The sequence below is a fragment of the Ruegeria sp. BH8 genome (assembly GCF_056538065.1).
In genome coordinates this window covers 121,800-134,906 of sequence record NZ_JBQFSP010000006.1, presented here as the reverse complement: position 1 = coordinate 134,906, position 13,107 = coordinate 121,800, and the positions used below count along the sequence as shown (strand labels likewise).

Here is a 13,107-nt window from a genome sequence, read left to right as displayed (position 1 = left end):
GACGATATGCGCTGATTTCTCGCGGATTGGAAGGAATTTCCAACTATGAAATCAAAATGATGATCTCGTTCCTTGGGGCGTATATATTCCGATCATGCAAGGTATGACTGTTCCTGTTTTCGCGTGTGCGGCGCAAGCCCGGACGCGCGGGTGACTGGCAGGGCGGGAATCGGATCGGCAACGCCGCGCAGCTGGAACATCCGGATACCCTCCGGCGGCAGGTTCATACCCGCAGCCTTCAACACCTCTTGCGAGACCAGCAACTCGACCCCCAAGGCCTTGGTTTCGCTTTCCAGTCGGCTGGCCACATTGACGGCGTCGCCGATGATCGTTCTCGCGGCATGTCCCTGCGCGCCAATCTCACCCAGCACCAGATCACCAAGGTGTAAGCCCATTCCGATGCGAATGCCGGGGCTGCCTTCGGCCTCAAGCTGCTCGTTGAACCGGTCAAGGGCATGGCTGATATCTATCGCAGCCTTCAACCCCGCGCTGGCGGATGCGGCCGCATCGGGTTTCTCGAAAACCGCCAGCAACCCGTCGCCCATATACTTGTCCACGACACCGCCGTCCTTGGTGATGGCAGGTACGACGGCGTCGAAGAACCGGTTCAGCAGGAACACGATATCATAGGGCAGCTGACCCGTCGTGCGGGCGGTAAATCCGCGCATGTCCAGAAACAGCACGGCCAGTTTCCGTTCCTGCCCCTGACTGGCATGCCCGCGAACGCGCCCGCCATCCGGTTGAAAAACGCGGAAAACAGTGGTCGGTTCCGTCGGGCGGATCTGGCAGGCCAGCCGTGTCTGCGGTGAGGCGCCGACAGCGGCGAGGCTGCGGGCCTCGACATCGCCGGGCGGGGGTAGGGCGTTAGCGCCTTCCTCGATGATGACGCGGCATGTGGTGCAGCGTCCCTTCCCGCCGCACAAGGCCGTATGGGGCACACTATGTGCCTGCGAAATCTCAAGCAAGGTCATGCCCTTTTCGGCATCCACCTCGGGCCCGTTGCTGTAACTTACCCGCACCGAATGCCTGCGCCGCCACAGCTTGCGCCCGATATACACAAGACCCGTGGCCGCCAAGGCGAGCCAGAACGCCAAAAGGGCATTATCCTTGACGGTGAACATGGTCTGGAACGCCTCGGGCGAGGGCCAGTTGTAATGCTCGATATATTGTTCCCGCAGAAACTCATCCGCGAATTCCAACCAAATGCGGCGGCCCTCGGTCAGCAGACCGGCCAAGGCGAACATGGGGATGAAGACGGCAACACCGATCAGATAGGGTACGGCGCTGGACCACCATTTCGTCAGCCGTAACCACATATGCAGCCCGATACAGCCATGCACCCAGACGATCAGCAACAACGCGCTTTGCATCCAAATTACGATGTTAGGCCACATCAGGATGATGATGTACCCCATCTCGTCATTGACGTCGTAAATCTCGTGCGCGACCCGGGTCTGAATGACATGCGAGATCAGCTGCAAAGGTATCAGCAGACCCAGAACAATCTGCAACGCCGTGCTGAACGGCATGCGCAGGGTCCGGCGTTGTGCGATCGAAGCCAGGGCCAGACCGGCATGTGTGAACAACGCCGCATAAAGCAGCAGGCTCATAAAACTGTGCCGCGTCACCGCTGTTCGACCGTCCTGCATCCCGTGCAGATAATCGGTGTGAAACAGGCCCAGTCCGATGTTGATGAAATGGAAGAAAGCGAAAGCAAACAGAACCAACCCGCTGCCGATCCGAAGCCGGGTTGCCCAACCGCCACGCCACAAAGCGCTCTTCAAGAATACCACCTGTATCGCTGTTCGCCTTGGTTGGACTTTGCGAGGACGTTCGCGGTCAGGTCAAGGCTTCGGGTGCAAATCTAAGCCCGCCAGTGGGTCGCGGGGTGTTGGGAGTGAATTGATATCTTGTCCGCACAAAACAGCACCAGATGGCTGAGGTCGGGGCGCGAGCGCGAGCTGTAGATCAAGCCGTCCGCCCCCAGTGCCCGCGCTTTATCCGAAAAAGCCCATGTCGGCGAAGGGACCCCCATAGCACGATTATCCTGCCAGATCACCGACACAGCCGTCTGCCCGCGGTAGTCCACCAACCGCGCGTTTTCCACCAGAAACCTTTGTATCACGCGGTCGGGATCGTCGCCCGAGACGTAGCGCCGGATGGCGACCGAAGCGCCCTCGGCGCTGAGCGAGGCATAAAGCGCGAACTGTCCGGAATGATGAAAGCGCCCCTCAGGCGCGCGGGCAGGCAGCAATGGGGTCGCTGCCTGCGACGCAAACAGAATTCTCCAGACTGGGCCAGAGAATTCAAGCATGCATCAGTCCTGTTCGGCCAGGAACCGTTCGGCATCCAGTGCCGCCATACAGCCCATCCCGGCGCTTGTTACCGCCTGACGATAGACATGGTCGGTCAGATCGCCTGCCGCGAACACGCCGGGGATCGAGGTTTCGGTGCTGCCCGGTTTGGTGACGACATAACCACCCATATGGGTTTCCAGCGTGTCCTTGACCAACTCGTTCGCAGGGGCGTGGCCGATGGCGACAAAGACACCTTTGCACGGGATCTCGGTGATCTCGCCGGTTTTAACATGTTTGACCCGAACACCTTCGACGCCCAAAGGCGCATCGGTGCCGATCACTTCTTCCAGCTGGTGGAACCACAGCGGTTCGATCTTTTCATTCTTCAACAGGCGATCCTGAAGGATCTTTTCCGCCCGCAACTCATCACGGCGGTGGATCAGGGTCACCTTGCTGGCGAAATTGGTCAGGAACAGGGCTTCTTCCACGGCTGTGTTACCGCCACCGATCACCACGATTTCCTGCCCGCGATAGAAGAACCCGTCACAGGTGGCGCAGGCCGAGACGCCAAAGCCCTTGAACTTCTCTTCCGACGGCAGACCCAGCCATTTTGCACGCGCGCCTGTGGCCAGAATGACCGCATCAGCGGTATAGGTGGTGCCGCTGTCGCCCTTGGCGGTGAAGGGGCGCTTGCTGAGGTCCAGATCGCTAATGATATCGCCAATCACCTCACATCCCATGGCCTTCGCATGGTCCTGCATCCGCACCATCAGGTCCGGGCCCTGCACCTCGGTGTCGCCGGGCCAGTTTTCGACCTCGGTCGTCGTTGTCAGCTGACCACCGGGTTCGATGCCCTGTACCAGAATGGGTTCCAGCATGGCGCGGCTTGCATATACGCCTGCAGTGTATCCTGCGGGCCCTGACCCGATGATCAGAACCTTGGTGTGTCTTGTGTCGGCCATGGTGCCCCCGCTCGAATTGCCTGATTTGGGCCCGCGGCCCGTCGCCCCGATATAGCGACCGACTGGCCCGGCTTAAAGCCCCTTACTGTTCAGCCCCCTTCGGGCCGGGGTGCCTTGGGTTTTCGGGAAGAAGGCGAAAAGGAAACAAAGAAAATTGCGCATCTGCGAAACATTATTGCGCGCGTGTGGGGTGCTGATATAAGAACCGAAAAAATCAGGAGCATTTGATGGTCACGACTCGGCTGGATGATATTGATCGCAAGATTCTGGCGGAACTGCAGGCGGACGGTCGTATGACCAATGTCGAGCTGGCAAAACGGGTCGGAATCTCGGCCCCGCCCTGTCTGCGCCGGGTGCGCACACTCGAAGAATCCGGCTTCATCACCGGCTACCACGCCGAGGTCAACTCGCGCGAGTTGGGGTTCGAGGTTCAGGTATTTGCCATGGTAGGTCTGGACAGCCAGGCCGAAGTCGAACTGCGCGCGTTCGAAGGCCGCTGCCGCGATTGGCCATTGGTCCGCGAATGCCACATGCTGAACGGCGAAGTGGATTTCATTCTGAAATGCGTCGCACCTGACCTGAGCAGCTTTCAGCAGTTTCTGACGGGCGAGTTGCTGACCACGCCAAACGTGGCCAGCGTCAAGACATCGCTCGTTATTCGCGGCGCAAAAGACGAGCCAGGCGTACCGTTCGACGTTCTGGAAGAACGTATGAACCGGATGGCGTGACCCCAACACGTTTTGGTTGCGCGGTGATTGGTGGCAACAGTGCTGCCACCGCAAGGGATAGAACCCAACTTATTACCAGCTGCATGATGCCCCCCATAATGCAGTAATCACAATCATGCTCAGGCCGTCATCGCGTCGATCTCACCATCTCCGGCGCGCGGCATCAGCAGCGGGCCAAAATCGTTCAGCGACTCGATATGCGCGAACAGGTTCAGATAGATCGACCGAAGCGAGTGGCTGATCATGCGAACCGCATTCACACCTGGATGATATGTTTCGAACTGTAATCCATCTACGCGAATAACGGAATGGCGTTTTAAACAAATGTGAAACAGTTCAACGGGGGTGGGCGGCATTGTTTCAATGACACCCATCCCGTCCTGAAATTCGGACACGGGTGTAAGAATCGGCTGCCCCCCATGCAGGTGCCGCAAATGCGCAGGTGTTCCCACGATTCGCGCCGCCGGGCCAGCAATGACACCCGACATTGGCTTTTGCATCCCGAACGTATCCGCCATGATCCGCGTCAGCGGTCGCGTCCGGCCACGTGAATCCGCGCGTCCGGGGATCAACGTGACAGATCCCTTCCACAACACGGTTTCCGATGCGCCATCCTGCGTCAGGACCGTATCCCCCGGCATCAGATCCTCGATTGCCATCGGTCCATGTTCCGTTTCTACCAAAGATCCACGTGTGAAGGCGCAAAACGCGTCTTCAAACATCGGCAGGGCAGGTGCGATGTGGCGGGTCTGAACCACATCTCCGTTCTTCAACAGGCTGCTGACCTCATAGCGGCGCAGCTGGGCTTTTGGCTTGGAAACCGGCCGCGGCGCGTCCCGCAGCATAACAGACGTTTCGATAGCATTTCTGGCCGCGCGGGCCAGTGAATTAGGAATAGTCATTAATATTCCGTCCCCTCAAAATGTTCGGTCAGGCGCGGCGTACCCCCGTACAGACGCGCCCGGCGAACTGGTTCTTTGCCTTGAAACAAATGGGTGACCCTCGGGCGGCAACCGGTACGGTCCCGCGACGCGACTAAATCTCGCTTTCCAATGGTCAACACATTGACCCCCCAGACAAACTCGTACTTCACGGGCGAAATTGCCCGCACACACACAACTCCTAAAAAGTCACGAACCCCTCGCTCGTGACGCGCGATACATCAGGCCGGAGCGAACCTGATACGCGTTGACCCAAATAAGACCGGCAGCTTGGTCTCTGGGTTTTCTGTCTCAGCGTCGTGCCGCGATGCGACTGGCGACCCTGACAGAATTGCTTGTTACCCGCTTCCACGGCATTTCCAGGTTCTGGTCCCGAGTGGCCTCGACCATGGCTTTCAGAAAGCGTGATTTGGTCTTCATTTTTTGGTCCTGCTCTGAACGGGGTGTATTTCCCCACATCCTCTGTGAACCTTTTGTGACGCGGGTTTGCGGCAGGGATAAGGCTTATCCGGGATGATTTGCGGACAGAAAAATGAAGTCAGACGGACCTCCCACTCAACACGCCAGCGCCCGATTTTCGAACGTCAGATACCGATCTGATTACTGGCAAAAACTCGTTACGATTCTGATGCCCAATCAACACAACAAATGTGGCGGAAAAGTGGCAGGGCACCTAAATCTGGACGAAGATCACAATCTTATGACGGAAATCAACCGCCCGTAATCGACCTCGTTCGCGTGCGTTGATCGGCGATAGGAATAGAACCTGTCAGGGTCGGAATATGTGCAGTGCCGGGTCCACTCGGCCTGTCCGATTCCCGCCTGCCGCAGCCGGTGCAGCCCGAAGGCGGGCAGATCAAATTGCAGGCGGTCACTTTCACCATTGGCAAAAAAGCGGCTGTTGTCCGGCGAATCCGCCAGGAACGCGTCCAGAAACTCTGGCCCCACCTCGTAAGCGCGCTGGGAAATACTGGGTCCGATCACGGCGCAGATATTGCTGCGGTCGGCTCCCAGCGCCTCCATCGCGTCCAGCGTCGCTTCCAGAACACCGTCCAGCGCGCCGCGCCACCCGGCATGGGCCGCACCGATCACATGCGCGTCGGGATCGGCGAACAGAACCGGCTGGCAATCGGCCGTCAGGATCGTCAGGGCCAGACCGGGTGTTGCTGTGACAATGGCGTCCGCTTTGGGTTTTTCACCGTCAACCGGGGCTTGGACTGTCAGAACCGTTGGGGAATGAACCTGATGCACCGCGACCATTGCCTCGGGGTCCACCTCCATCGCGTCGGCCACCCGCCGCCGGTTCAGCGCGACAATCTCGGTTTGATCCGAGGACCCCTGACCGCAGTTCAACCCGCTGAAAATTCCTGAAGACGCGCCGCCGCGACGGGTAAAGAACCCATGGCGAAATGGCGACAGCAGATCCGAGGTCAGAATTTCCAGCGTCATGGTTCCAATCCTGGTGGTGGGGCTGCATAGGCCGGGAAAAGGCCCATCACCTTGAACAGATTTCCCATTTCATCAGGATGCGTCAACCGCCGATGCGCGGCAATCAGCGCATCCAGCTCGGAACCGCTCAGCGCCTTGGACAGGGCTTGCGCGCGGGCGGTGATCCCCAGCCGTTCAAGGAAGACGCCCTGCGGTGTCAAGCGTGTATGCCTGCACCCACAGGCGCGGGTCGCAACGGCCAAAGGCTCAAAATCCACATGCGCGGTCAAATCGGCCTGACCGGGCGATGCCAGAGGATCGGAATGTTCGTGGTTTTGCAGAGCCTGCAAGGTATCGCCCAGCGAATGCCAGTCGCCATAATCCACAATCAATGCCGCGCCGCCATGGCTGGCGACCCGCCCCGCGATTACGGTCAGAATGGGAATTGCAGCAGCACACAGTTCGACCAGATCACCGTCCTTGGTGTCCAACAGCCTGTCATTCAGCGCCACCTGCGGCCCGATCGCGCCCAGTCCGAACGTCAACCCACCGTCGCGCTCGCCCACCAGACGCTCGCGCCAGCCCGTACCGTCACGCTGGAACTGGCGGATGGGCAGGGCATCAAAGAACTCGTTGGCAACCAGCAACAGCGGCTGGTCGGGCAGGTCGGCGATCATGTCGATCCAGGCCGCCTCGTATTCGTTCAGGGTTTCAGCCTGCACCTGTTTCAATACAGGCGATGCTTCGACCAGAACTACCTGCGCCGCCTTGTGAAATCCGGGAATCGTTCGTGTAGCGCGCAGAATATCGGCCATCAGGGTACCGCGCCCCGGCCCCAGCTCACACAGGGTAAACGGTGCGGGCCGTCCCTGATCCATCCAGCTCTGCGCCAGAGACAGCCCGACCAGCTCTCCGAACATCTGACTGATTTCCGGCGCTGTGGTGAAATCCCCCGCAGCCCCCAGCGGATCACGGGTCGTGTAATAGCCCAGCGTCGGATGCAGCAGGCACTCAGCCATGTAATCCGCCACGCTCATGGGTCCATCCTGCCGGATGCGGGCGACCAGATGATCGGTCAGGCTCATGCCGCCTGCCGCCGCGCGCGCAGGGCAAACCACAATCCAAGCGCGATCATCGGCAGCGACAGGAACTGCCCCATGGTCAGCCCGTACCCGCCCACATGCCAGGCCAGTCCCAGCGGGTTGCCGGGCGATACGAATTGTGCGTCCGGCTGGCGAAAGAACTCGACGATAAAGCGCGACGCGCCGTAGCCCGCAAGAAACGTCCCCATGACAAGGCCCGGTGTGCGAAAACCGCCGCGCCGATAGACCAGCCACAGCAATACCGCCCCCAGCAACACACCCTCCAGCGCGGCCTCATACAGCTGCGACGGGTGCCGGGCGCACATGCCTGCGACCACGCCGGGGCAATCCTGCGCAGCATATCCAGGAAAGATGACAGCCCAGGGCAGCTCACTCGGGCGGCCCCACAGCTCGGCGTTGACGAAATTGGCCAGCCGCCCCAGCAGCAATCCGGGCGGAACGGTGTAGGCAACCAGATCCCCCAGCGACAGGGCAGGGATCCGGTGCCGTCGTGCAAACAGGTACGACGCAAGGATCACGCCCAGCAGGCCGCCATGAAACGCCATGCCGCCTTGCCAGACCTTCACGATCTCCAGCGGGTGGGACAGGTAATAAGCCGGTTGATAGAACAGCACAAAGCCCAGCCGCCCGCCCAGAATCACACCCAGAATGATCCAGGTAACCAGATCCTCCAGCTGTTCGGGCTTCATCGGCGGGCCATCCGCAGGCCAGAGTGCCGGGCGGCGCAACGCCACAACAGCCAGCCGCCACGCGATCAGGATGCCCGCGATATAGGCCAGCGCATACCACCTTAACGCGAACTCCATCCCGAACAGCGGGATCGAGAACAGTTCGGGCGACAGATCGGGGAAATTTAGAACAGCCTGCATGTGCGTCTCATTGCCCGGGGTTTGCAGGTCAAGTCAACCTTGAGCCCGCGCCATTCTTTGCCCATATACAGGTAAACCGCGAGATCGGAGAACAGATATGCAGACCCGCAACAAAATCCTGGATGACGTGTCCCAGCTGATGACCAACGCCATGGGCGTGGCGCAGGGCGCGCGGGAAGAGGCTGAAAACGCGATGAAGTCGATGATCGACCGCTGGCTGGCCGACCGCGATTTCGTCACCCGTGAAGAATTTGACGCCGTGCGCGCCATGGCTCAGAAGGCGCGCGAAGAAAACGTGGCACTCGAAGCCCGCATCGCCGCGCTCGAGGCGAAACTGGACAAATAACGCCCCGGCGTTCCCTGTTTCCACAATTTTCGGACAAAGCATTCCGCCGCGCAATCCAGCCCGGATTGTGCGGTGCTGTGTATTCTGACGTGTCGCAGAATTTATTCAAGATAAAGCTGACTCTGGCGCCAATATTTTGATCGCCGTTGCCTTCTGTCCACAACTTATTGCTGTTATCCCCAATAATTAGGGTTGCCAGAACTTACGCCACATCGCACCATATTTAGTACAGGCCCATGGGGGAAGCCCGGTTTGTAGAGCAGGCAACTAGCGCTGGGGCGCTGCCAGCCCCGAAATGCTAGAGATTAGTGAGGTGGCATTATGGCCCTTTCCGAGCAGTATCTCGAAGAAGACATTCATCCGATCGACATTGTTGAGCATCTGGCCGAACATCACGACTGGGATTTTGATCGCATTGGGGACGATCAGATTGCCATGGCCGTTGAAGGGCAGTGGCGCACCTACTCGATCACGCTGGCCTGGTCCAACTATGACGAAACGCTGCGCATGGTGTGCAGCTTCGAAATGGAACCACCGGCCGAGCGTGAAATGCAGCTCTATGAGCTGCTCAACAAGATGAACGACCAGTGCTGGGCAGGCGCGTTTACCTATTGGGCAAACCAGAAGCTGATGGTCTATCGCTATGGTCTGGTCCTTGCAGGCGGGCAAACGGCCAGCGCTGACCAGATCGACACGATGATCAATGCCGCCGTCATGAGCGCCGAGCGGTACTACCCCGCGATCCAATTGGTGACCTGGGGCAACAGAGGGCCAGAAGAAGCCATGCAAGTGGCCATTGCAGAGGCCTACGGCCGCGCGTAAACCTTTGCCCCGAACCGATATGTAAAGCGGGAGGGGCAAATGGACATGACGCGAGTGGCTGAACAGGGGCTTGTGCTTCTGGGGTGCGGAAAGATGGGGTCCGCAATGCTGGCGGGATGGCTGGAACACGGCCTTCCGCCAGCTTCCGTTTGGGTCATCGATCCCTGCCCGTCAGATTGGCTGAAGGCGCAGGGCGTCAATATCAACGCACCGTTGCCCGAATCCCCCGCCGTGGTGCTGGTTGCGGTCAAACCGCAGATGATGGGCGAAGCCCTGCCTGCCATTCAGGCGCTGGGCGGTGGGTCCAGCCTGTTCATTTCCGTTGCGGCTGGCACCTCGATTGCCACCTTCGAATCCGTTCTGGGCCAAGACACCCCGATCATTCGCGCCATGCCCAACACACCCGCTGCTATCCGTCAGGGCGTCACGGCACTGATCGGCAACGCACACGCCTCCGAAACCGATATGGAACAGGCCGAAAACCTGCTGGCGGCAGTGGGCCAGACCGTTCGCCTAGAGGATGAGGCACAGATGGACGCCGTCACCGGGCTCAGCGGGTCCGGCCCGGCCTATGTGTTCCATCTGATCGAAACCCTGGCCGCAGCGGGCGAGGCGCATGGCCTGCCTGCCGAGCTTGCGATGAAACTGGCCAAGTCCACAGTGGCCGGTGCTGGGGCACTGGCCATGGCGTCCGACGAAGACCCCGCGCAGCTGCGCATCAACGTGACCTCTCCGAACGGTACCACACAAGCCGCGCTTGAGGTGCTGATGCATCAGGAAACCGGCTTTCCCGACCTGCTGCACCGTGCCGTCAAGGCCGCAACCAACCGATCCAAGGAGCTCTCGCGTGGGTGAAATTTCGTTCGACGACTTTCTCAAGGTCGATATTCGCGTGGGCGAGGTGATCCGCGCCGAACCCTATCCCGAGGCCCGCAAACCCGCGATCAAGATGTGGATCGACTTTGGGGACGAGATTGGCGAGCGCAAGACCTCGGCCCAGATCACCGCGCATTACGATCCGGCCACTCTGGTCGGCAAACAGGTCATGGCTGTCGTCAACTTCCCTCCGCGCCAGATCGGCAAGTTCATGTCCGAGGTTCTGGTGCTGGGTCTGCCCGATGACAACGGCGAGATCGTTTTGATCGGCCCCGACGGCAAGGTACCAACCGGCGGGCGGATGCACTGATGAAACTGCTTATCACGCGTCCGATGACACCGGCAGTCGAATCGCGCGCCCGCGCCGATTTCGATGTAACCATCCGGGAAAACACCCTGCCCATGGCGCGGCAGGAGATGCTGGCCGCTCTGGCCGGATACGACGTTGTTGTGCCGACATTGGGCGATCAGTTCTCGGCTCGGATCTTTGCCGAGGTCGGTCAGCCGCGCTGCAAGCTGCTGGCCAATTTCGGTGTTGGCTTCAACCATATCGACGTGGATGCCGCACGCGCGGCCGGGATTGACGTAACCAACACGCCCGGCGCGGTCACCGATGCCACAGCCGATATCGCCATGACCCTGCTGCTGACCACAGCCCGGCGCGCCGGTGAGGGGGAGCGGCTGGTGCGGTCGGGGCAGTGGCAGGGCTGGCACCCGACGCAGATGCTGGGCCATCATGTGACCGGCAAGCGCGTGGGCATCGTCGGCATGGGCCGCATCGGGCAGGCCATCGCGCGTCGCTGTCTTTTCGGGTTTGCCATGCAGGTGGCCTATCAATCCCGCAATGCAAAAGATCTGGACTTTCCGGCGGAATTCACACCTGACCTTGAAACACTCGCCGCTTCGGTCGATTTCCTTGTGCTTGCGGTTCCCGGCGGTGCGGAAACCCGCCACCTGATCAATGCGCAGATTCTTGAGGCGATGAACCCCTCGGCTATTCTGGTCAACATCGCCCGTGGCGAGGTGGTGGACGAGGTCGCGCTGATCACGGCGCTGCAAACCGGTCAGATCGCGGGGGCGGGGCTTGACGTCTACGAATTCGAACCCAAAGTGCCGCAATCCCTGTGCGAAATGGAAAACGTCACCCTGCTGCCCCATCTGGGCACTGCCACCGAAGAGGTGCGCAGCAGCATGGGGCACATGGCGCTGGATAACGTGGCGGCCTTTGTCGCGGGCAGGGCGCTGCCCAACCCGGTCTAGTCGCCGACCGCCTCGCGCCAGTGTTTGCGGCAGAGCGAGACATAGGTCTCGTTCCCACCGATCTGCACCTGCGCCCCTTCGGTGATGGCCTTGCCGGTCTCGTCGCGACGAATCACCATCGTGGCCTTGCGGCCGCATTCACAGATCGTGCGCACCTCGCGCATTTCGTCGGCAAGGGCCAGCAGGGTGGCGGAACCGGGGAACAGCTTGCCCTGAAAATCCACGCGCAGACCATAGGCCAGCACCGGTACATCCAGATCGTCCACCGCACGGGCCAGTTGCCAGACCTGCGCCTCGGACAGGAACTGCGCCTCATCAATGAAAACGCAGGCCACGGAACCTTTGTCCAGCCGGGACCGGATCATGGCGAAGACATCATCTTCGGGTGTGAAAGTGTCAGCCTGCTCCGATATGCCGATGCGCGATGCAATCCGCCCCGCACCCGCCCGCCCGTCAATGGCGGCGGTCATCAGGTAGGTCTGCATTCCGCGCTCGCGATAGTTGTGCGAGGCCTGTAGCAACACGGTCGACTTGCCCGCGTTCATGGTGGAATAGTTGAAATACAGCTTTGCCATAGCGTGGGTCTAAAACGCCCGGCCAAAAGGAACAAGAGAGCAAAGGGATGTAAGAAGCGACGTCGCCATTGCGTGTGCAGAGGCCGAGCTGGGCTCGTAGGGGATGGAACCCCCGCGTCTGCAACAGCGACGCCGTCGGCCAACATGTGGCCAAAACAAAGCAAGGCCCAACAATACCGCCCCGCAATCACTCTTTACCGGCTTGAACTGCCGCCACTCACTCACAAAATCCCCCGCTTATCTGAGGGATAGTCAATGTATGACATTTCAATTATGACTCAGGTATGGGAAATTTCCCGACGCTTTCCCCGGTTTGGACACCGGGCGGGCGTTTGCAGGTAATAAAGGTAAATCAATGGCAGATATCGGGGCCTATCTGAAGAAACACACAGAAGCGCTGGTCAAAGATGTCGGAATAGAAGCTGCTTGTGAAATCACCGGAAAATCCAAGGCGACCCTGGGCCGGTATTATTCGGACAATGCCGAACACGCGGACAGGTTCATGCCCGTGGATGCGGTGGCTCGGCTTGAAAACGCAGCAACTTATCCGCATGTGACATCCGCGCTGGCGGATCTGAAAAACATCACCTTGTCCTACAGCGAACGCAACACCGAGGATCCTCGCACAGGCGGGGTGAATTCGGATGTCATCGCGCTCAGCCAGCGGTTTGCAATGTTGATGACTGAATATCAGTCCGCTATCGAAGATGGCATCATCACGGTGAACGAAGCCAAAAGGCTGCTGAAAGAAACCAGTTTGCTTCAGCAGGTCCTGATAGAAATGAAACTGCACCTGGAAGAAGAAAGCGTCAGCTAGGCTTGGTGGCGGCCAGCTATCGGCCAAAAACCGCCTGCCCGGATCGCCGCAGATGTCGTGCGCTTTGTGGCATGATCATCAAC

At 59.7% G+C, this 13,107-nt stretch carries 16 protein-coding genes; 7 read left to right on the top strand and 9 right to left on the bottom strand.

What is annotated here, in order from left to right; translation table 11 throughout:
- Positions 1-92 precede the first annotated feature (92 nt).
- The 3 genes from ACR0AD_RS12640 to trxB all read right to left on the bottom strand — a co-directional run bounded on the left by ACR0AD_RS12640 (position 93) and on the right by trxB (position 3,259).
- Positions 93-1,784, bottom strand: coding sequence for an adenylate/guanylate cyclase domain-containing protein (locus ACR0AD_RS12640; RefSeq protein ID WP_480482242.1), 1,692 nt, complete (start codon positions 1,782-1,784; stop codon positions 93-95).
- An 80-nt stretch (positions 1,785-1,864) separates the two neighbouring features.
- Positions 1,865-2,314: an RES family NAD+ phosphorylase gene (locus ACR0AD_RS12635; protein ID WP_480475485.1), complete on the bottom strand. Its 450-nt coding sequence runs from the start codon at positions 2,312-2,314 to the stop codon at positions 1,865-1,867.
- A 3-nt stretch (positions 2,315-2,317) separates the two neighbouring features.
- Positions 2,318-3,259, bottom strand: a complete 942-nt coding sequence (gene trxB, locus ACR0AD_RS12630; RefSeq protein WP_267362965.1) for a thioredoxin-disulfide reductase — start codon at positions 3,257-3,259, stop codon at positions 2,318-2,320.
- Between the two features lie 227 nt (positions 3,260-3,486).
- Here trxB and ACR0AD_RS12625 point away from each other — a divergent pair, with 227 nt between their 5' ends.
- The gene (locus tag ACR0AD_RS12625) at positions 3,487-3,987 is read left to right on the top strand and encodes an Lrp/AsnC family transcriptional regulator (RefSeq protein WP_480475487.1); all 501 of its coding nucleotides are present in this window, start codon (positions 3,487-3,489) and stop codon (positions 3,985-3,987) included.
- A gap of 119 nt (positions 3,988-4,106) precedes the next feature.
- Here ACR0AD_RS12625 and ACR0AD_RS12620 read toward each other — a convergent pair whose 3' ends face one another.
- From ACR0AD_RS12620 to lgt, 5 genes are all read right to left on the bottom strand, one after another.
- Positions 4,107-4,889, bottom strand: coding sequence for a Hint domain-containing protein (locus tag ACR0AD_RS12620; RefSeq protein ID WP_267362963.1), 783 nt, complete (start codon positions 4,887-4,889; stop codon positions 4,107-4,109).
- A 330-nt stretch (positions 4,890-5,219) separates the two neighbouring features.
- Positions 5,220-5,348: a hypothetical protein gene (locus ACR0AD_RS12615; RefSeq protein WP_267362961.1), complete on the bottom strand. Its 129-nt coding sequence runs from the start codon at positions 5,346-5,348 to the stop codon at positions 5,220-5,222.
- Positions 5,349-5,618: 270 nt separating this feature from the next.
- Positions 5,619-6,377: a peptidoglycan editing factor PgeF gene (gene pgeF, locus ACR0AD_RS12610; protein ID WP_267362960.1), complete on the bottom strand. Its 759-nt coding sequence runs from the start codon at positions 6,375-6,377 to the stop codon at positions 5,619-5,621.
- Positions 6,374-7,441 (bottom strand): class I SAM-dependent methyltransferase, encoded by a 1,068-nt coding sequence (locus ACR0AD_RS12605; protein ID WP_480487576.1) that lies wholly within the window; start codon positions 7,439-7,441, stop codon positions 6,374-6,376. The genes pgeF and ACR0AD_RS12605 overlap by 4 nt, the downstream gene beginning before the upstream one ends.
- On the bottom strand, positions 7,438-8,328 hold the full coding sequence (lgt, locus tag ACR0AD_RS12600; RefSeq protein ID WP_480487578.1) for a prolipoprotein diacylglyceryl transferase: 891 nt from the start codon (positions 8,326-8,328) through the stop codon (positions 7,438-7,440). The genes ACR0AD_RS12605 and lgt overlap by 4 nt, the downstream gene beginning before the upstream one ends.
- 97 nt (positions 8,329-8,425) lie before the next feature.
- Between lgt and ACR0AD_RS12595 the strand changes: the two genes are divergently transcribed.
- The 5 genes from ACR0AD_RS12595 (at position 8,426) to ACR0AD_RS12575 (ending at position 11,632) form a co-directional block, all read left to right on the top strand.
- Positions 8,426-8,674 carry an accessory factor UbiK family protein gene (locus tag ACR0AD_RS12595; protein WP_480487580.1) on the top strand — a complete coding sequence of 83 codons (249 nt, stop codon included), beginning with the start codon at positions 8,426-8,428 and terminating at the stop codon, positions 8,672-8,674.
- Between the two features lie 321 nt (positions 8,675-8,995).
- Positions 8,996-9,496, top strand: coding sequence for a type III secretion system chaperone family protein (locus tag ACR0AD_RS12590; protein WP_209598027.1), 501 nt, complete (start codon positions 8,996-8,998; stop codon positions 9,494-9,496).
- Positions 9,497-9,535: 39 nt separating this feature from the next.
- Entirely contained in the window at positions 9,536-10,351 is an 816-nt protein-coding gene (proC, locus tag ACR0AD_RS12585) for a pyrroline-5-carboxylate reductase (protein WP_480487581.1), read from the top strand.
- A complete protein-coding gene (locus ACR0AD_RS12580; protein WP_480487583.1) occupies positions 10,344-10,682 on the top strand; it encodes a tRNA-binding protein in 339 nt (112 codons plus the stop codon). Before proC ends, ACR0AD_RS12580 begins: the two co-directional genes overlap by 8 nt.
- Positions 10,682-11,632, top strand: a complete 951-nt coding sequence (locus ACR0AD_RS12575) for a 2-hydroxyacid dehydrogenase (RefSeq protein ID WP_480487585.1) — start codon at positions 10,682-10,684, stop codon at positions 11,630-11,632. Before ACR0AD_RS12580 ends, ACR0AD_RS12575 begins: the two co-directional genes overlap by 1 nt.
- On the opposite strand, the gene ACR0AD_RS12570 is transcribed toward ACR0AD_RS12575, so the two are convergent.
- Positions 11,629-12,207, bottom strand: coding sequence for a thymidine kinase (locus ACR0AD_RS12570; protein WP_480487587.1), 579 nt, complete (start codon positions 12,205-12,207; stop codon positions 11,629-11,631). The two genes, ACR0AD_RS12575 and ACR0AD_RS12570, sit on opposite strands and share 4 nt — an antisense overlap.
- Positions 12,208-12,562: 355 nt before the next feature.
- On the opposite strand from ACR0AD_RS12570, the gene ACR0AD_RS12565 reads away from it, so the two are divergent.
- Positions 12,563-13,024 carry a hypothetical protein gene (locus ACR0AD_RS12565; RefSeq protein WP_480475505.1) on the top strand — a complete coding sequence of 154 codons (462 nt, stop codon included), beginning with the start codon at positions 12,563-12,565 and terminating at the stop codon, positions 13,022-13,024.
- Positions 13,025-13,107 lie beyond the last annotated feature (83 nt).